At 57.3% G+C, this 18332-nt stretch carries 20 protein-coding genes; 12 read left to right on the top strand and 8 right to left on the bottom strand.

Features of this window, described 5'->3' with window-relative positions:
* Window positions 1–17 precede the first annotated feature (17 nt).
* Genes obgE through GOW40_RS00500 form a run of 3 tightly spaced genes read left to right on the top strand, consistent with a single transcriptional unit; the run spans window position 18 to window position 3457 of the window.
* Window positions 18–1052, top strand: a complete 1035-nt coding sequence (gene obgE / locus GOW40_RS00510) for a GTPase ObgE (RefSeq protein WP_171098967.1) — start codon at window positions 18–20, stop codon at window positions 1050–1052.
* Entirely contained in the window at window positions 1040–2146 is a 1107-nt protein-coding gene (gene proB / locus GOW40_RS00505) for a glutamate 5-kinase (RefSeq protein ID WP_171129461.1), read from the top strand. The genes obgE and proB overlap by 13 nt, the downstream gene beginning before the upstream one ends.
* A 48-nt stretch (window positions 2147–2194) precedes the next feature.
* Complete coding sequence (locus tag GOW40_RS00500; protein WP_171129463.1) at window positions 2195–3457, top strand: glutamate-5-semialdehyde dehydrogenase; 1263 nt, start codon at window positions 2195–2197, stop codon at window positions 3455–3457.
* On the opposite strand, the gene GOW40_RS00495 is transcribed toward GOW40_RS00500, so the two are convergent.
* On the bottom strand, window positions 3454–4050 hold the full coding sequence (locus GOW40_RS00495; protein ID WP_171136394.1) for a histidine phosphotransferase family protein: 597 nt from the start codon (window positions 4048–4050) through the stop codon (window positions 3454–3456). The two genes, GOW40_RS00500 and GOW40_RS00495, sit on opposite strands and share 4 nt — an antisense overlap.
* A gap of 42 nt (window positions 4051–4092) precedes the next feature.
* On the opposite strand from GOW40_RS00495, the gene GOW40_RS00490 reads away from it, so the two are divergent.
* The 5 genes from GOW40_RS00490 (at window position 4093) to tsf (ending at window position 7895) form a co-directional block, all read left to right on the top strand.
* A complete protein-coding gene (locus GOW40_RS00490) occupies window positions 4093–4275 on the top strand; it encodes a DUF3553 domain-containing protein (protein ID WP_008756567.1) in 183 nt (60 codons plus the stop codon).
* Window positions 4276–4378: 103 nt separating this feature from the next.
* Window positions 4379–5134, top strand: a complete 756-nt coding sequence (locus tag GOW40_RS00485) for a GNAT family N-acetyltransferase (protein ID WP_171129467.1) — start codon at window positions 4379–4381, stop codon at window positions 5132–5134.
* A gap of 4 nt (window positions 5135–5138) precedes the next feature.
* Window positions 5139–5975 (top strand): 1-acyl-sn-glycerol-3-phosphate acyltransferase, encoded by an 837-nt coding sequence (locus GOW40_RS00480; RefSeq protein WP_171129469.1) that lies wholly within the window; start codon window positions 5139–5141, stop codon window positions 5973–5975.
* 166 nt (window positions 5976–6141) lie between these two features.
* Window positions 6142–6942 (top strand): 30S ribosomal protein S2, encoded by an 801-nt coding sequence (gene rpsB / locus GOW40_RS00475; protein WP_171098979.1) that lies wholly within the window; start codon window positions 6142–6144, stop codon window positions 6940–6942.
* 77 nt (window positions 6943–7019) lie between these two features.
* Window positions 7020–7895, top strand: coding sequence for a translation elongation factor Ts (gene tsf / locus GOW40_RS00470; RefSeq protein WP_171129471.1), 876 nt, complete (start codon window positions 7020–7022; stop codon window positions 7893–7895).
* A 390-nt stretch (window positions 7896–8285) separates the two neighbouring features.
* Here tsf and GOW40_RS00465 read toward each other — a convergent pair whose 3' ends face one another.
* The 3 genes from GOW40_RS00465 to GOW40_RS00455 all read right to left on the bottom strand — a co-directional run bounded on the left by GOW40_RS00465 (window position 8286) and on the right by GOW40_RS00455 (window position 10615).
* A complete protein-coding gene (locus GOW40_RS00465) occupies window positions 8286–9041 on the bottom strand; it encodes a LuxR family transcriptional regulator (protein WP_171129473.1) in 756 nt (251 codons plus the stop codon).
* Window positions 9038–9487, bottom strand: a complete 450-nt coding sequence (gene aroQ / locus GOW40_RS00460; RefSeq protein WP_171129475.1) for a type II 3-dehydroquinate dehydratase — start codon at window positions 9485–9487, stop codon at window positions 9038–9040. Before aroQ ends, GOW40_RS00465 begins: the two co-directional genes overlap by 4 nt.
* Before the next feature lie 126 nt (window positions 9488–9613).
* Complete coding sequence (locus GOW40_RS00455) at window positions 9614–10615, bottom strand: NADPH:quinone oxidoreductase family protein (RefSeq protein ID WP_171129477.1); 1002 nt, start codon at window positions 10613–10615, stop codon at window positions 9614–9616.
* Between the two features lie 123 nt (window positions 10616–10738).
* On the opposite strand from GOW40_RS00455, the gene GOW40_RS00450 reads away from it, so the two are divergent.
* Together GOW40_RS00450 and GOW40_RS00445 are read left to right on the top strand one after the other, a co-directional pair.
* Entirely contained in the window at window positions 10739–11557 is an 819-nt protein-coding gene (locus GOW40_RS00450) for an SDR family NAD(P)-dependent oxidoreductase (protein ID WP_171129479.1), read from the top strand.
* A gap of 11 nt (window positions 11558–11568) precedes the next feature.
* Window positions 11569–12594: a phosphotransferase family protein gene (locus GOW40_RS00445; RefSeq protein ID WP_171129481.1), complete on the top strand. Its 1026-nt coding sequence runs from the start codon at window positions 11569–11571 to the stop codon at window positions 12592–12594.
* Here the strand turns inward: GOW40_RS00445 and GOW40_RS00440 are convergent.
* Complete coding sequence (locus tag GOW40_RS00440) at window positions 12578–13183, bottom strand: 2-hydroxychromene-2-carboxylate isomerase (RefSeq protein WP_171129483.1); 606 nt, start codon at window positions 13181–13183, stop codon at window positions 12578–12580. The genes GOW40_RS00445 and GOW40_RS00440 overlap by 17 nt on opposite strands.
* 119 nt (window positions 13184–13302) lie before the next feature.
* On the opposite strand from GOW40_RS00440, the gene GOW40_RS00435 reads away from it, so the two are divergent.
* Window positions 13303–14508, top strand: coding sequence for a serine hydrolase (locus GOW40_RS00435; RefSeq protein WP_171230824.1), 1206 nt, complete (start codon window positions 13303–13305; stop codon window positions 14506–14508).
* Between the two features lie 35 nt (window positions 14509–14543).
* Window positions 14544–15413 carry an acyl-CoA thioesterase II gene (locus GOW40_RS00430; protein WP_171129488.1) on the top strand — a complete coding sequence of 290 codons (870 nt, stop codon included), beginning with the start codon at window positions 14544–14546 and terminating at the stop codon, window positions 15411–15413.
* On the opposite strand, the gene GOW40_RS00425 is transcribed toward GOW40_RS00430, so the two are convergent.
* The 3 genes from GOW40_RS00425 to phoB form a co-directional block, all read right to left on the bottom strand.
* The gene (locus tag GOW40_RS00425; protein ID WP_171129490.1) at window positions 15410–16177 is read right to left on the bottom strand and encodes an SDR family oxidoreductase; all 768 of its coding nucleotides are present in this window, start codon (window positions 16175–16177) and stop codon (window positions 15410–15412) included. The genes GOW40_RS00430 and GOW40_RS00425 overlap by 4 nt on opposite strands.
* A 102-nt stretch (window positions 16178–16279) precedes the next feature.
* On the bottom strand, window positions 16280–17509 hold the full coding sequence (locus GOW40_RS00420) for an acyl-CoA dehydrogenase (protein WP_171129492.1): 1230 nt from the start codon (window positions 17507–17509) through the stop codon (window positions 16280–16282).
* A gap of 122 nt (window positions 17510–17631) precedes the next feature.
* The gene (phoB, locus tag GOW40_RS00415) at window positions 17632–18321 is read right to left on the bottom strand and encodes a phosphate regulon transcriptional regulator PhoB (RefSeq protein WP_171129495.1); all 690 of its coding nucleotides are present in this window, start codon (window positions 18319–18321) and stop codon (window positions 17632–17634) included.
* Window positions 18322–18332 lie beyond the last annotated feature (11 nt).

The following is an 18332-nucleotide window of genomic DNA, read 5'->3' as shown; positions in this document are numbered from 1 at the left end:
TGCAGTAGGGGACAGTCATGAAATTTCTCGATCTTGCAAAGGTCTACATCCGGTCCGGGGCCGGGGGTAATGGCTGCGTCAGCTTTCGGCGCGAAAAATATATTGAATATGGTGGCCCCGATGGGGGTGATGGCGGCAAGGGCGGCTCGGTCTGGGCCGAGGTTGTGGATGGGCTGAACACCCTGATCGACTTCCGCTATCAACAGCATTTCTTCGCCAAGAACGGCCAGCCGGGCCGGGGCCAACAGCGCACCGGTAAGGATGGCGATGACATCATCCTGCGCGTGCCCGTGGGCACCGAGATTCTGGACGAAGACGAAGAAACCGTGATCTGCGACCTGACGCAGGTGGGTGAGCGGTTCTTGCTGGCCAAGGGCGGCAATGGTGGCTTTGGCAACCTGCATTTCAAATCGGCCACCAACCAGGCGCCGCGCCGCGCCAATCCGGGGCAGGCGGGGATTGATCGCACGATCTGGCTGCGGCTCAAGCTGATTGCCGATGTGGGGCTGCTGGGGATGCCCAATGCGGGCAAGTCGACCTTTCTGGCGGCCACCTCGAACGCACGGCCCAAGATCGCCGACTACCCGTTCACCACGCTCCATCCCAATTTGGGCGTAGTCGGTGTCGACAATGTTGAATTTGTCGTGGCCGATATTCCCGGCCTGATCGAAGGTGCGCATGAAGGGCGCGGCATTGGCGACCGGTTCCTGGGCCATGTGGAACGCTGCGCGGTGTTGTTGCATCTGGTGGATGGCACGTCCGAGACTGTGGCCGAGGATTACCGGACGATTATTCACGAGCTTGAGGCGTATGGCGGCGCGCTAGCGGAAAAACCCCGCATCACTGTATTGAACAAGGTCGATGCGCTGGATGAGGAAGAAATGTCTCTGGCCAAGGCCGAGCTGGAAGAGGCGGTCGGCGGCCCCGTCATGACCATGTCCGGCGTGGCGCATCTGGGCGTGACCGAGGTGCTGCGGGCCTTGCGCGCGCAGATCGACGAGAACCGTTTGCGCCAGAAACCCGTCGAGGAGGCCGCGCCTTGGCAACCCTAACGTCGGCGCGCCGGCTTGTTGTCAAGATCGGCTCGGCGCTGCTTGTAGACCGTCATAGCGGCCTGTTGCGATCGGACTGGCTGAAGTCACTGGCAGAAGATGTCGCCTGGCTCAAAGGGCAGGGTACCGATGTCGTTCTTGTCTCGTCTGGGTCAATCGCATTGGGGCGTGAGGTTTTGGGCCTTCCGAGGGCAACCTTACCGCTAGAGCAATCGCAGGCCGCTGCCGCGGTTGGGCAAATCCGTCTGGCCCGCGCCTATGAAGAGGCGCTGACCCCGCATGACATCAAGACAGCGCAGGTTCTGGTAACGCTGGAAGACAGCGCGGATCGCCGCCGCTATCTGAACTCGCGCGCAACGCTTGAGACGTTGCTGAGCCTCGGCGTCGTGCCCATCGTGAACGAGAACGACACCGTTGCCACGGACGAGATCCGTTATGGCGACAATGATCGTCTGGCGGCTCAGATCGCGGTTACGGTTGGCGCGGATCAGTTGATCCTGCTCTCGGATGTAGACGGCTTCTATACCGGCAACCCGGTCGAGGATCCTTCTGCCACGCGCTATGACCAGATCGACACAATCACGCCCGAGATCGAAGCGATGGCGGGTGATGCCGGGTCTGGCCTGTCCAAAGGTGGGATGAAGACCAAACTTTTGGCCGCCAAAATGGCCACGGCGGCAGGCTGCACCATGGCGATCACCGAAGGTTCGCCTCTGAACCCTCTGAAATCACTTGAAAACGACGCGAACTGCACCTGGTTCACGGCAGCGCTCGACCCGCATGCGGCGCGTAAACGCTGGATTTCAGCGATGAAGCCGCGCGGGGAAATCACGGTAGACGCGGGTGCGGCCAAGGCGCTGACGAACGGAAAAAGCTTGTTGCCTGCCGGTATTGTCGAGGTGACGGGGGATTTTGAACGCGGAGATCCGGTTGCAATTCTCGACCCGGCAGCGCGACCGCTGGCGCAGGGCCTGACGCGATACACCGCGCAAGAGGCGGATGCCATCAAGGGGCGCAAATCCTCCGAGATCGAAGCCACCCTGGGTTATCCCGGGCGCGCGGTTCTGATCCACCGGGACGATCTGGCGCTTTGACCACCACAGGATTAGACTGAGACAGCCGTTAAGCGAAAGGCAGATGAGATGAAGGATCTAGACAATATTCCCGGCCTGATGGCCGATCTCGGTCAGCGCGCCAAGGCGGCGTCCAGCGAATTGGCCTTTGCCAGTGCCGAGCGCAAGCACGCAGCGTTGATTGCCGCTGCCGAGGCGGTCTGGGCCAATCGGGCGCAAATCATTGAAGCCAATCAGAAAGATCTGGAGTTTGGGCGCAACAAGGGCCTGAGCCCGGCAATGATGGATCGCCTGATGCTGGATGAGGACCGTATTCAGGGCATGGTCGATGGCCTACGTGCCGTGGCCGAACAAACCGACCCGGTCGGAGAGGTTATGGCAGAATGGGACATGCCCTCGGGCCTGAATATCCAGCGGGTGCGCACGCCTCTGGGCGTGATCGGAGTGATCTATGAAAGCCGTCCCAATGTGACAGCTGATGCAGGGGCACTGTGCCTGAAATCGGGCAACGCAGTAATCCTGCGCGGCGGGTCCGAGAGCTTTCATTCCTCTATCGCCATTCACGCCTGTCTGGTCGAAGGCCTGAAGGCGGCCAACCTGCCCGAAGACGCCATTCAACTGGTGCCCACGCGTGACCGGGCTGCGGTGCAGGAATTGCTGACCATGACCGAATATGTCGATGTCATCGTCCCGCGCGGCGGTAAGGGTCTGGTGGGGCTCGTGCAGCGCGAGGCGCGCGTGCCGGTCTTTGCGCATCTTGAGGGCATCGTTCATATCTATATCGATAAATCCGCTGATCCTCAAAAAACCCTGGACGTCGTGCTGAACGCCAAAACCCGTCGCACAGGTATCTGCGGTGCCGCAGAATGTCTGCTGGTGCATCAAGATGTTGCTGAAACGCTCGGGCGCGACGTTGTCGCATCGCTTATGGCGGCGGGAGTCGAAGTCCATGCCGAAGGTGTGCTGGCTCTGGACGGTTCTGTGGGCGCAACCGGTGAAGATTGGGGCAAAGAGTTCCTGGACAGCATCATCGCTGCGAAACCCGTTGAAAACATCGACGCGGCCATTGCCCATATCCGCCGCTATGGTTCGAACCATACCGATTGCATCATGGCCGAAGATGACGCTGCGGTTGCAAAGTTATTTGAGCAGCTCGACAGCGCCATTCTGATGCACAATGCCTCGACCCAGTTTGCCGATGGTGGTGAGTTTGGGATGGGTGCCGAGATTGGGATCGCCACAGGCAAGATGCACGCGCGGGGCCCGGTTGGGGCCGCGCAGCTGACCAGCTTCAAATACCTTGTCCGGGGCGACGGAACGATCCGCGCCTAAAACCGGATCACGATGCGCGTCGATGCAGTTTCCGCACTGACGCGCCGCCCCATCCCGCGCGCGGTTTCTGGCAAAAGAGCGAACTGAACCTTTCCTAGGGTCACCGCTTCGGCAAAGCGCCCACTTGGCAGGCCCGACCAGAGGCCTGTGTCGATCTGGATCTTGTCGGACATAGCGGTAATCGTCCAATCCTTGCCGTCTACGGTAACGGCCACAGATCCGCCCAGAGGCATCGCGGATTCACAGCATAACAAGGCCAGAAACGCCAGCTTCACCTGATTACGGGGGACCGGTTCCGTGACATGCCAATGCACTTTCACACGGCTGGCAATCTCGATATCGGCCAGTAAACCATTGACCTCGGCCCGGCCCAGCGGTTGATCACTGGCTGCCCCAAATGCCACCCGAAAAAACCGGATCTTGGCACCCGCGCTTCCTACGCTGCCCGAGATTAACTCCATCTCGGGGCCCTGCATGGTGCCCACCATTTCCAACAGCTCCAACCCGTTGGTGATCGCCCCGATCGGACTTATCAGATCGTGACAGATCCGAGAGCCGATCAACTCGGCAAGGTTGACGTCTGATGCGCCCATGCGTACCTCCTGCTGTATCTGCTGCCGGATCGGAGCCCTTGCATGACAGACCTCAATGCTATTCTTGCACCGGGCATGTATGTCCGCCACCCTGATTTCCCCGATTGGGGCGTCGGACAGGTGCAGTCCAACATTGCAGGCAAGATCACCGTTAACTTTCGCGAGCAGGGGAAAGTGGTAATCGACGGAACACGTATAGCCCTGATGCCCGTCTTTGATCCGTGAAACTGGTTTATGAATGGTTAACAAATCGCCGACGACAGCGCGGTTCTTGCGCTTGATCGGTCAATCGCGGTAACTGCGCGCAACTTTAAAACGGACACCGCCCATGCCAGAGGCTGGCTCTTCTTTCACAGTCAAACTCGCCGAAACAACCGAGGAACTGCGCGCTGCGCAAAGGCTGCGCTATGAGGTCTTTGTGCGCGAGCTGGGTGGTGGCGGCGACATGGTCGACCACGAAAAGGGGTTGGAGCAGGATCGGTTTGATCCGTTTTTCGACCACATGCTTGCCGTCGACAACGCGACCCAACAGGTGATCGGTGTCTACAGGCTGTTGCCCGGCGACAAAGCGGCTGAGATCGGGCAATTCTATTCCGAGGATGAATATGACCTGAGCATCCTCAAGCACAGCGGGCGCAAACTGCTGGAGCTGGGGCGGTCCTGCATACATCGCGACTATCGCGGGGGGATGGCGTTGTATCACCTGTGGAACGGGTTGGCCACCTATGTGAACGACCACGACATCGAAGTTCTGTTTGGCGTTGCCAGCTTTCACGGTACCGATATCGCGGCTTTGGCACAGCCGCTGTCCATGCTGCACCACAACCATCTGGCACCCGAAGATCTGCGGGTGCGCGCGCAGCCTGACGTATTCCAATCAATGGACCTCGTGGCCCCGGACGCGCTGGACAGGCGAACAGCAATGGTTCAAGTGCCCGCTCTGATCAAAGCCTATCTGCGTTTGGGCGGTTTTGTGGGCGAGGGCGCCTATATCGACCATGCGTTCAACACCACCGATGTCTGCCTGATTCTGGACACCTCGCGGATGAACGAACGGCAGCGCCGTATGTACAGCGGAACCTGAAAGCTTGAACAACGTTTCCTGGCAAAGCGAAGACGCGCCTGATCCCATCGAACTGGGCGTTCTGGGCTGGATTTTAGTGATCTTGCGCGGGCTGCCCCTATCCATCTTGGTCTTTGGCGGTTTGATCGTCTTGTTGGCTGTCCGTCTCGTTGAACGTCCGCTCTATGGCCTGCACCGACCGGTTACGCCCTATATTTCGCAGTTTGTCTGCCGTAACGCGTTTCGCATCCTTGGAATCGGATTCAAGACTTCCGGTGCTTTGATGCAGCATCCCGGGGCCGTGGTCGCAAACCACACCTCGTGGCTGGATATCTTTGCCCTGAACGCGCGCAAAAGGGTCTATTTCGTATCCAAGGCCGAAGTCGCGAACTGGCCCGGTATCGGCTGGTTGGCACGCGCCACAGGCACCGTATTCATCGAACGCAACCCCAAGAAAGCCCGCGAGCAGACCCAAATCTTTGAGGATCGCCTGAAGGCAGGACATAAGCTGTTGTTCTTCCCCGAAGGCACATCGACCGATGGCTTGCGCGTTTTACCATTTAAAACAACGCTCTTCGCGGCATTCTTCACAGAAGAGCTGCGTCAATCCATCTATGTGCAGCCTGTTTCCGTGATATATCATGCTCCTAAAGGGCAGCCGGATCGCTTTTACGGCTGGTGGGGCGACATGGATTTTGGTCCGCATCTGCTCAAGACGCTGGGGGCAAGGCGCCAAGGCTCGGTCGAGCTGATCTATCACGCGCCCGCCAGGGTCAGCGACTTTGAAAACCGAAAACTGCTGGCGGCCCATTGCGAAGACGCCGTGCGCCACGCTCACAGCTGGGCCCGGCTTGAAAAATAAGGGCAAAAGGCCCTTGCGCTGCATGAAAACCTGCCGTATACGCGCGCCATTCAAACCCGCAGGCGGGGTTTGGGACTTTTGAGGGAGACATCCTCATCAGGACCGCCGGTTGGAGCATCCGCTTCTTTCACCCCCGCCCAGGCGTAAACCGGAAAAGGAAAATTGCATGGCTCTTCCCGAGTTCACCATGCGTCAGCTGCTGGAAGCTGGCGTTCACTTTGGTCACCAGACACAGCGTTGGAATCCCCGCATGGGCCCGTTCATCTACGGCTCGCGCAATGGCATCCACATCATGGACCTGACACAGACTGTTCCGATGCTGGACCAGGCTCTGCAGGCCGTCCGTGACACCGTTGCAAAAGGTGGCCGCGTTCTGTTTGTGGGCACCAAGCGTCAGGCCGCTGGCCCGATCGCCGAAGCTGCTGAAAAGTCGGCCCAGTACTTCATGAACCACCGTTGGCTGGGTGGCACGCTGACCAACTGGAAAACCGTTTCCCAGTCGATCAACCGTCTGAACCAGATTGATGAAGCGATGGAATCCGGCGCCGAAGGCCTGACCAAGAAAGAGCGTCTGGGCATGGAGCGTGACCAGGCCAAGCTGCAAGCCTCGCTGGGCGGTATCCGCGAGATGGGTGGCGTTCCTGACCTGCTGTTCGTCATCGACGTCAAGAAAGAGGCTCTGGCCATCGCCGAAGCCAACAAGCTGGGGATCCCGGTCGTGGCCGTGGTTGACACCAACTGCTCACCCGATGGTGTCGATTACATCATCCCCGGCAATGACGACGCAGCCCGCGCAATCGCTCTGTACTGCGACCTGGCCGCACGCGCCGCACTGGACGGTATGACCGCGCAGTTGGGTGCAGCGGGCGTTGACCTGGGCGAGTTCGAAGAAGCTCCGGTTGAAGAAGCGGTGGCAGAAGAAGAAGCCCCGGCCGAAGCAGCAGCAGAAACACCTGCCGAAGCGTAAGCTGCCCGTCACGTAAATGATATGTGGGGCAGGGTATGACCTGCCCCAATTCCGTTTGAATTGAGGAGAGCCTAAAGATGGCAATCACAGCAGCAATGGTAAAAGAACTGCGCGACTCGACCGGCGCAGGCATGATGGACGCAAAAAAGGCGCTGACCGAGACCGGTGGCAACATGGACGAGGCCGTTGATTGGCTGCGCACCAAAGGCCTGGCCAAAGCGGCCAAGAAATCGGGCCGTACCGCTGCCGAAGGTCTGGTGGCCGTACACGTAAGCGGTGGCAACGGTGTTGCTGTCGAAGTGAACTCGGAAACCGACTTCGTTGCGAAGAACGCTGAGTTTCAGGAAATGGTTGGCAAGATCACCTATGCCGCCGAAGGCGTCGACGATGTCGAAGCTCTGCTGGCCGCAGATCTGGGTGGCAAATCGGTTGCTGACACCCTGACCGACAAGATCGCTACCATTGGCGAGAACATGTCGGTGCGCCGTATGTCGAAACTGTCGGGCGACACTGTTGTGTCTTACGTGCACAACGCAGCCACCAACGGTATGGGCAAAATCGGTGTTCTGGTTGCTTTGACCGGTGGGGACGAAGCCATCGGCAAGCAGATCGCGATGCATATCGCAGCTGTGAACCCGGCCGCTCTGTCCGAGGCAGACATGGACCCGGCGATTGTCGAGAAGGAAAAGCAGGTTCAGATGGACATCGCCCGCGAATCCGGCAAGCCGGAGCAGGTGATCGAAAAAATGATCATCGGCCGTATGAAGAAATTCGTGGCTGAATCGACTCTACTGAACCAGCAGTTCGTCGTGAACCCTGATCTGACCGTCGAAGCTGCAGCCAAAGAAGCTGGCGCTACTGTCACCGGCTTTGTTCGCATGGAAGTTGGCGAAGGCATCGTAGTCGAAAAAGAAGACTTCGCAGCCGAAGTTGCCAAAGCGGCACAAGGCTAAGGCCTATGCGGCCTGTCAATTGATCAGGCCGCACATCTACCAAAACCGGCGACGTGGACACGTGGCCGGTTTTTTGTTTTCAGAATCTCAGGATCACCGCACATCAGAATGGGGCTGATCCAGCACAGGGATGAAGGATAGGAAGAGGGGCCCCGCAGATGGGGATGGTCGGGACCCCTCAAAATCCCAGCCGTCGCACGCGGATAAATACGCGCCCTAGTGCCAGATTGGTCAGAGAGCTCTGATATTGCAAAGATCCGACCGAAACGTTCCCTGGCAAAAAGCCACCACTCACGGAACATGGCCATATTGCATTGTCCCGCTGGGCGGGCCTAGTAGTGTATTCCTTACCTTAGGTAAATTAGCGCTTTTTTGACGCTGTTTTTGGATTTAGGCTTCAATAACGAACATTTGGTTCTGCAACGAGGCCTTCAAAACCGCCTGTGCCGTGGTTTCGACGCTCAAAGCTTCGCGTGCCAGACGCAGGTGTTTCTCAACTGTTGCCGATGTAAGCCCCATCAGAATCGCGATGTCCTGAGTTGTTTTTCCGTCACCGACCCACTCAAGTGCCTCGCGCTGACGCTTGGTCAAAGCGCGGTTCGGAGGGTTGTAGGGCAGAGTGAGAATTTTCAGATGAGCCATATTGTTCATCAACAAAATTTCGTCACCATACTGCTGCCACATCTCGTCCAATTCTTCTTGTGACTTGTCTCCAAAATGGGCCATCGAAATCGCCCCTTTTGAACGTATCGACACCGAGGTAAAGCTGATCGTGTACCCTACTGTCGCGCCGAAAGACCTGTTGAAGTCATAAACCTCACGTTCTTTTTCGGTCATGGTGCCAGCCGACATCTTTTCCTGGATCAGCTTCCAGCTTGCAGCGCCCTCATTCTCAAGCGCCCAATGCAGCATCGGCGCATGAAAATAGAGGCCCGAACGCAGGAACCCATCCAAATATTCGGTGCAATGATTGGTGAGGATGATGAAGTCTTCAGGATCACCCAGCGACGTTTCGGTTCGGTATCGCGTATGGCCATAGAGCAGCCGGTCAAAACCATACTCAGCCATCTGCGCGCAATGGGCGGCCCAAAGCTCTTCCAGCGTTTTGGCGTAACTGATGAATTGCAGATATTCGTTCAGCTTCATGACCCATCACCTTCTGACAAGTGGACGGCCAAGGCGTCGAGCGCCATTTTGTAGCCCAGTGCTCCGAACCCGCAAATCTGTCCGATTGCGACCGGCGCAATGTAGGAGTGATGGCGGAAAGCTTCGCGTGCGTGGATATTGGACAAATGCACCTCCACCACGGGCACTTCAGCTGACGCAATCGCATCCATCAGGGCAACAGATGTGTGCGTGAAAGCCCCAGCGTTCAGAACGATGCCATCGTGAACTCCACGAGCGGCGTGAATCGCATCGATCAGCACACCCTCATGGTTGGATTGCAGATGAGAAACCTGCTGGCCCAGGCTCTGACCATGTGCAGCGCACATGTCTTCCACCATCTTCAACGTGGTGGTCCCGTAAACTTCGGGCTGGCGCGTGCCCAACAGATTCAGGTTCGGGCCATTCAGAACCAGGATTTTCTGCATTTTCACTGTCCCCATCTGTATTTTTATTAAACCTGAAACCTGAGGACGTCTAGATATCGCCGTAACAGCCTAAAATGTCTTTTTTGTTTCAGGGCAGCCGACCTCAAACAGAATCGCGATGTCTGGTTATGTCGAATACATCGAAATGACAACTTTTCCGAGAGTTGACCTATCGGCAAGAAGCGTCAAAGCCTCACTTGCTTGTTCCAGCCGAAAACGAGCGGTGATTTTCGGTTTGATCTTTCCCTGAAGGTACAGATCGAACAATTCGCCCACATTGGCTGCATGCGCCTTTGGATCACGGAACACTGACGATCCCCAGAACACTCCAACAATCTGGCAGCCTTTCAGCAGTGTCAGGTTCAACGGAATGCTCGGAATACCCGCAGGAAAGCCAACAACAAGGAAGCGTCCGTTCCAGGCCATGCTGCGCACAACAGGTTCTGCATAGTCGCCACCAACCGCATCGTAGGCAACATCGACCCCTGAACCGCCTGTCAGTTGCTTGATTTGTGCCGACAGTTCTTTCTGCGCCTCGCGCGTCATCTCGCGCGGGTAAATCAACGTCTCATCAGCCCCGATGGACGTGCAGAATTCAGCCTTTTCTTCAGACGACACAGCCGCGATCACCCGCGCACCCATGGCTTTGCCCAGCTCGATCGCTGCCGATCCAACTCCACCTGCGGCACCCAGAACCAAAAGTGTTTCTCCGGCGTGCAGCGCACCCCGGTCTTTTAGGGCGTGGTACGAGGTGCCATAGGTAAACAGGAAACATGCGGCCTCGTCATAGGGCATCGCTTCGGGGATTTTCACCGCAGTGGCGGCTTTCAGACACAGATGAGTTGAAAAACCGCCATGCACCGTCAGGGCAAGCACGCGGTCACCGGGGTCAAAACCGGTAACCCCCTCACCAATGCTCACGACTTCGCCTGCGATCTCACCGCCGGGCGCGAAAGGGCGGGGCGGTTTGATCTGATAGAGATCCCGGATCACCAGCGTGTCGGGGAAATTGACACCAGCGGCGTGTACACGCACCAAAAGCTCACCGGGTTTTGGTTCCGGATCAGGGAGAGTTCTAAGCTCCAAAGTTTCGGGCCCGCCCGGTGTGACGCTGAGTAATGACTGCATCCGACCCTCTCGCCTCTTGCCTTGTATCCGTTGAACGCGTTGGATCAGACTAGAGGATAATACGGCGATTGCCAGCCAAGGGTCCGTGACGTCAATTTGGGCCCAACACAAGGAGGAGAGCACATGACACCCGAAGCCCTGTTTTCGTTGAACGGAAAAACCGCTTTGGTTACCGGTGGTGCCACAGGGATCGGGCGCATGGCCGCCGAAGCGCTGGTGCGGGCTGGAGCGCGCGTACTAATCGCGTCGCGCAAACGCGAGGCCTGCGAAGCTGTCGCGGCTGAACTGAATGCGTTGGGCGCACCCGGTCAGGCCGAAGGTTTCGGTGGCGATGTCAGTTCTGAGGCAGGGATTGATGCGTTGGTGGAAGAGGTCAAGAGCCGCACGCAAACACTTGATATTTTGATGAATAATGCGGGTGTATCGTGGGGGGCACCGATGGGGCAATTCCCCTATGATGCCTGGGACAAAGTCATGTCGGTGAATGTGGCGGGAATTTTCCACCTGACCCAGAAGCTGTTGCCTTTGCTGATGCAATCGGCCAGCGACGATGATCCCGCGCGGGTGGTCAATGTGGGCTCGGTCATGGGCGAAGTGCCTATGGGCGACGGGGCCTATAGCTATTCCGCGTCAAAAGCCGCCGTGTTGCACCTGACCAAAATCATGGCCAAGGAATTGGCTTCGTACCGGGTCACCGTCAATGCTTTGGCGCCGGGGCCATTTGTATCGCGCATGACCGCCTTTGCGACCGCTGACGAAAAGACCCGCGAGAAGGTGGGCGACGCCGTGCCGCTGGGCCGGGTCGGGCGAGAAGAGGATATCGCAGGCTGCATGCTGTTTCTCTGCGGGCAGGGCGGCAGTTATGTTACAGGCGCGGTGATCCCGGTGTCGGGAGGGATAAATGTTCAAAGCGGCGGTAATATCTTTGCGGCAGCGCTTTAAGGGGCTGTGACATGACACAAGCCTTGGACGTTCAGGCCGTAGATGCCTATTTGCAGCACCACCTTGAGGGGTACAAAGGCCCGCTGGAGGCGGAGAAATTCGCGATTGGCCAATCCAACCCGACATTCCTGCTACGCACGCCCAAGGCGCAATACGTGCTGCGGCGTAAGCCCGAAGGCGTTTTGCTGAAATCTGCTCATGCCGTTGACCGCGAATACCGCGTGCAACGCGCGCTGGCAGACAGCAACGTACCGGTCCCCCGAATGCATCTTCTGTGCGAAGATGACAGTGTGATCGGATCTGCCTTTTACGTGATGCAGCATCTACCGGGTCGCATCTTCATGGAACCTGCGATGCAAAGCGAAACAGCTCGGACCCGCGCAGCCGTAATGGAAGAGATGAACCGGGTTCTCTCCGAATTGCACATGGTCGATATCGACGCGGTGGGCCTTTCGGATTTTGGACCGCCCGGCAATTACTTCGAACGCCAGATTGCGCGCTGGACCAAGCAATACCGGGCATCCGAGACGCAAACCATCCCGGTGATGGATCAGTTGATCACAGAACTCGAGCAGCAGATCCCCGAGGATGATGGCCAACGCACCCTGGTGCATGGTGACTATCGGATCGACAACCTGATGTTCGAGCAGGACGGCACTCGCTGCATCGGGGTTCTGGACTGGGAACTCTCGACCATCGGGCATCCCTATGCCGATCTGGCCGCCGTCATCATGCAATGGCAAATGCCGCCCGGAAAAGAAGGGCGCGGGCTGGCCGGTCTGGATCGCGAAAGCCTGGGATTGCCGTCAGATCAAGCCTTTATCGACGCATATTGCAGTAAGCGCGGGATGGCCGGGATCGACAATTTCGGCTTTTATCTGGGCTTCACCTTCTTCCGCATGGCCGGAATTCTTCAGGGCGTCTACAAGCGCGCCTTGGACGGTAACGCCTCGGATCCTGCACGAGCGCAAAAGTTCGGAAACTATGTGCCGATGTTCGCGCAGCATGGGGTTGCCGCGCTCAGATCGACTGTTTGATCTCAAGCTCGAGATTTCCAAGGCTGTTCTTGCCAAAAAACATCTCAGAACCCCAAAACAATGTCGGAACGCCAAACACACCGCGTCGCACGGCAGCCTTTGTTTCGTCTTTCACGCGCTGTTTGATCTCGGGATCAGTCATCGCGTCACGGATCTTGCGCACAGGTAACTCGTGTTCCTGCAACACATCGGTCAGTACGTTCAGATCATCAATCTTTTGCCCATGAACCCATATCGCATCAAATACGGCATCTATATATTTGGATTCCCAAGATTTTTCTTGAGCAAAACTCGCCCCGCGCATTGCAAATTTTGTGTTTAATGGAAAATGCGGGCTCATGTGAAAACTCAAACCCCGACGCCGCGCGAACCGGTGCAGATCATGGGTCAGGTACGAGGTCTTTTGCCGGTTCTCGGAATAAGCCTGAAACGGATTCTGATTGTTGGTCAACTTGAACACAAGGCTCAGCAGAACAGGCTGAAAAACAATCCCTGACTTTGGCCGCGGCTTCAGACCAGACAGCGCTTTATGGGCCAAATATGCGTTCGGACTGCAAAAGTCGTACATAAATTCAATGTGTTGCGACATCCTGCTTCTCCGGTTCAAGATTGTTGAGGGGCCGAATCTTTATATCCAATAGACTAGCATTTTTCATGACATGTGTTTTTTCATGGTCACAGCAGAACATCAAACAGGCGGATTTCATAATGGGATTTGATCCTCAGAGATTGCAACTCATCCGTGATTGGATGCAACGCTATGTCGACGAACGGAAATATGCAGGTTGCGCCCTGTTGCTAAACCGTTTTGGCACCGAAGGCTTCTTTCACAGTTGCGGCCAGCGCAGTGTTGAAAAGGATCTGCCATTTCAACGCGATACGATCGCACGGATCTATTCTATGACCAAACCCGTCACCTCGGTTGCTCTGATGCAGATTTTGGAGCGCGGGATTTTGCATCTGAGTGCGCCGGTCAGCGAATTTCTACCGGAATTCAAGGATATGCAGGCTCTGATTCCTGACGCGCGCAGCATCGATCAGACCGAACCGGCTAATACGCCGACATTGGCGCAGTTGCTGACCCATACCAGCGGGCTGAGCTATCCGTTCAATCCCGGTATTCTGCCCGCCGCAATGGATGAACAAAACCTAAATTTTGCACCCGACCAGGGACCGTTGTCGAAACGCATCCACGATCTGGCCCGGCTTCCGCTTGCGTTTCAGCCCGGAACGCGCTGGGAATATTCGGTCGGGATCGACGCGATCGGTCGCGTGATCGAAGTGGTGTCCGGCCAGTCACTGGATCGCTATTTCGCCACGCATGTTTTCGACCCCTTAGGCATGAGCGAAACCGGGTTTTCGGTACCAGCCGGGGCAGGGGACCGGTTCGCTTCGCTCTATACGCCGCTGGATGGCGACGCGATGGACCTGAACGCTGCTCAAAAAGGCTCGGATACGTTGCGCCTTGTGGATCGTCCTGGCGATTCCCCGTTCGAAGCCGCGACAACGTTTTCTGGCGGCGGCGGTCTTGTCGGCACCATCGACGACTACAGTCGTTTTGCCGAGATGTTGCGCTGCCCAAACAGTGATGTGCTGAGCGCAAGGATCAAAAACTTTATGATGCGCAATCACTTGCCAGGCGACATTGCCTCGATGGGACCGCGTAGCTTTGCAGAACAACCGATGGAGGGCATGGGTTTCGGCATTGGTGGGGCTGTTGTTCTGGATCCAGGACGGCTTCAGGTGCCGGCCGCCATTGGCGATTTCAGCTGGGGCGGCATGGCGTCGACCTTTTTCTGGGTGGATCGTGCCAACGACATGACTGCCGTCTTTTTCACCCAATTGTCGCCCTCCAGCTCTTACCCGTCCCGCGCGCAGCTGCGAGCCCTTGTGCAGGTCGCTTTGGTGGACTAACGCAGACAACATACACCACGACCGGAGCGCGCCCGATGACCGAAGCTGAACGCATTCTGCTGGAATTGCTGAATCTCGAGCGGCTTGAGGTTGACCTGTTCCGAGGCGTCGGCTCGGGCGGTGAGACGCCCACGCGGATCTTTGGCGGACAGGTTATCGCCCAAGCTCTGTCAGCCGCCTACCGGACCGTTGAGTCGCGCAGTTGCCATTCGCTGCACGCTTATTTCATCCGGCCCGGAGACCCGGACAAACCTGTTATTTATCAAGTGGATCGAGCACGGGATGGAGGCTCTTTCACCACCCGTCGGGTGGTGGCTATTCAGCATGGCAAACAGATTCTGAACATGTCGGCCTCGTTCCACATACAGGATGACGGCTGGGACCATCAGCACCCCATTCCCGATGTGAAGGGCCCGGAAGCGCACCCGCTCCGCAACACGTTGCAACAACAGTATCTGTCCCGCGTACCGGAAAAGTTCCAGTCCGAACTGATGCGCGAACGACCTATCGAAGTGCGCGAAGTTGACCACCAGGACCTGTTTCACCCGGCAAAAACCGACGACCGCAACTCGATCTGGTTTCGAATGAATGCCGCCGATCAGGCCGATCCCGTAACTCAGCATCTGCTGCTGGCCTATGCCTCAGACATGAGCTTGCTGGGTTCGGGTTTGCGTCCACACGGGCTCAGCTGGTTCACCGGAGAGGTCAACGCCGCCAGCCTGGATCACGCGCTTTGGTTTCATGCACCGGTTCAGTTCCAGAACTGGCATCTTTATGCGATGGATTCACCGTGGACGGGGCAGGGGCGCAGTTTCAACCGGGGCTCTATCTATGCTCAAGATGGCACGCTGGTTGCGTCTGTGGCGCAGGAAGGCCTTATGCGCCGGGCAAAACCAAAAGGTTAGCTTTGAACGCCAAAGCGCTGATTTAATTTATTCATTCCCTCGATCCAACGGTCATAGTCAGCTGTTTTCAATCGGATGTAGTCCAGAACCTGCGCGTGCGGCAGAATGAGGAACCGTTCTTCCTCGATCGCTTCAACACAGATTTGAGCGACGATTTCAGGCTCTAACATGCCGTCAATAGCCGCAACAGAGTTCTCATGACCCTTCGTCATCTCGGATCGTACCGCCTGAGGGCACAAAACAGACGTCTTGATGCCCTGATCGCTGTACGTCAAAGCAACCCATTCGGCAAAACCGACCGCTGCATGTTTGGTGACACCATAAGGCGCTGCACCCGGTTGGTTGAGCAAACCAGCGGCGGATGCCGTGGTCATGAAGTATCCGCCACCGCGTGCGATCATCCGCGGAATGACATGTCGCGCGGCCCAGACATGCGACATGACATTAACGCGCCAGATTCGATCCCAGTCTTCATTCGGCACGTCCAGACCGCCAAGCGTCAGAATTCCTGCATTGGCGCAAAACAGATCAATCGGACCAATCTCAGCTTCGACTTTGTCAATCAGCGCCGCGGTGTGATCTTCGCTGGACACATCGCAATGAACTGCGTGTCCGCCAATCTGGTCCGCAATATCTTTCGCGCCGGTTTCGTCGATATCGGCACAAACGACACGCGCACCATCACGGGCAAAACGCTCAGCCAGGGCACGCCCAATCCCTTGAGCCCCGCCTGTGATAACTGCGGTTTTGTCTTGTAACTGCATGATAAGCCATAGTTTCTGACGTTTACTTAACCAAGATACACAAAGCGACGTCAGGTGTCTGCACTACTGTTAATATAACATAATACTGATTACACGCACTTCTCAATAAAAAGCCTGCAACCCTGTCTGCGCTCGGCCAAGGATCAAGGCGTGCACGTCGTGGGTTCCTTCATAGGTGTTCACAGTCTCCAGATTGATCATGTGGCGCACAACCTGAAATTCCAGAGAGATACCATTGCCCCCATGCATGTCCCGTGCCATCCGTGCGATGTCGAGCGCTTTGCCGCAATTGTTGCGTTTGACGATTGAGATCATCTCGGGCGCGGCCTGAGCTTGATCCATCAAACGGCCAACCCGCAGGCTGGCTTGCAGGCCCAATGCGATCTCGGTTTGCATGTCGGCCAGTTTTTTCTGGTAGAGCTGCGTCTGGGCCAAGGGCTTGTCGAATTGCTTGCGGTCCAGCCCGTATTGCCGGGCGGCGTGCCAGCAGGCTTCGGCGGCGCCCATGGTGCCCCAGCTGATGCCATAGCGGGCGCGGTTTAGGCAGCCGAACGGGCCCTTCAAACCTTGCACATGGGGCAGCAAAGCGCCCTCGTCCACTTCGACACCGTCCAGGACTATCTCACCCGTGATCGAGGCGCGCAGGCTGAGTTTGTTTTCGATCTTCGGCGCGCTCAGACCTTTCAGGCCTTTGTCCAGAACAAATCCCCGGATCTTGCCGTCATGGGCGTCAGACTTGGCCCAGACCACAAAAACATCTGAAATCGGCGCGTTCGAGATCCACATTTTGCTGCCGGTAAAACGGTAGCCGCCATCGATCTTTTCGGCGCGGGTTTTCATGCCTGCCGGGTCCGACCCGGCATCCGGTTCGGTCAGGCCAAAACAACCGATCCATTCGCCACTGGCCAGTTTCGGCAGGTATTTCCGGCGCTGCGCCTCGGATCCATAGGCATAGATCGGATACATCACCAGCGAGCTTTGGACCGACATCATAGACCGGTAACCTGAATCGACCCGTTCGACCTCGCGCGCGACAAGGCCGTAGCTGACATAGCCCGATCCAAGCCCGCCATATTCTTCGGGAACGGTGATCCCCAACAGCCCCATCTCGCCCATCTCGCGGAAGATTTCGGGGTCGGTTTCCTCATCCGCAAAGGCTTGGGTCACCCGCGGCTGCAGCTTTTCCTGCGCATAGCTGCGGGCACTTTCCGCGATCATGCGCTCGTCTTCTTCCAACTGGTCAGACAGGCGAAACGGATCGTCCCAGCTAAAGCTTCCCAGGTCGGGTTGATCCTTGGCGCGCAATGTCGGTTTGGTGTCGGGGGCGTTCATCTGTCTCTCCGCTGAAGCAGTCGTCGGAGATCATAATCCGACTTGCCCGCGAAGGACAGCAAGACATTCTCAAGATGGCATGACCAAACCGCATAAGTTGGGCTTTGGACGCCCTACCCCGGTCAGCCCAATGCGTATCCTGCGCCGCGTACCGTGCGCACCGGATCCGCGCCGCCATGTTGGGTCAGCGCCTTGCGCAAACGCCCGATATGGACGTCCACAGTCCGCGTATCGACATAAATATCGCGGCCCCAGACCCGGTCGAGCAATTGCTCGCGGCTCCAGACCCGGCCCGGTTTCTCCATGAATGTGCTCAGCAAGCGAAACTCGGTCGGGCCCAGTTTCAGCGGCTTGTCACTGCGACTGACCTTGTGGGTCTCGGAATCGAGGATGATGTCGTCAAACTCCAACCGCAGCCCGACGGTCGCGGGGCGCACGCGCCGCAGCTGAGACCGCACCCGCGCCATCAGTTCGACCACCGAATAGGGTTTGACCACATAGTCATCGGCTCCCGTTTCCAGGCCACGCACCTTGTCGACCTCTTCGGATCGCGCCGACAGCATAATGATCGGGATCGTGCGTGTATCGGGCCGGGTTTTCAGCCGACGGCAGACTTCGATGCCGCTGAGATTGGGCATCATCCAGTCCAGAACGATGATGTCCGGGCTGTCTTCATCGACCAGCAGCAAGGCCTCATCCCCGCTGCCGGCTTTGGACACGCGAAAGCCTTCGGCCTCAAGGTTATAGGCCAACACTTCACGTTGGGCCAATTCGTCTTCGACCACCAGGACCGTTGGTTGATCAGCGGACATGTCGATGCCTC

It is taken from the genome of Ruegeria sp. HKCCA6707 (genome assembly GCF_013033515.1).
GTDB lineage: Bacteria > Pseudomonadota > Alphaproteobacteria > Rhodobacterales > Rhodobacteraceae > Ruegeria.
The sequence above is the reverse complement of the archived record's forward strand: the minus strand, read 5'-3'. Positions and strand labels throughout refer to the sequence as shown.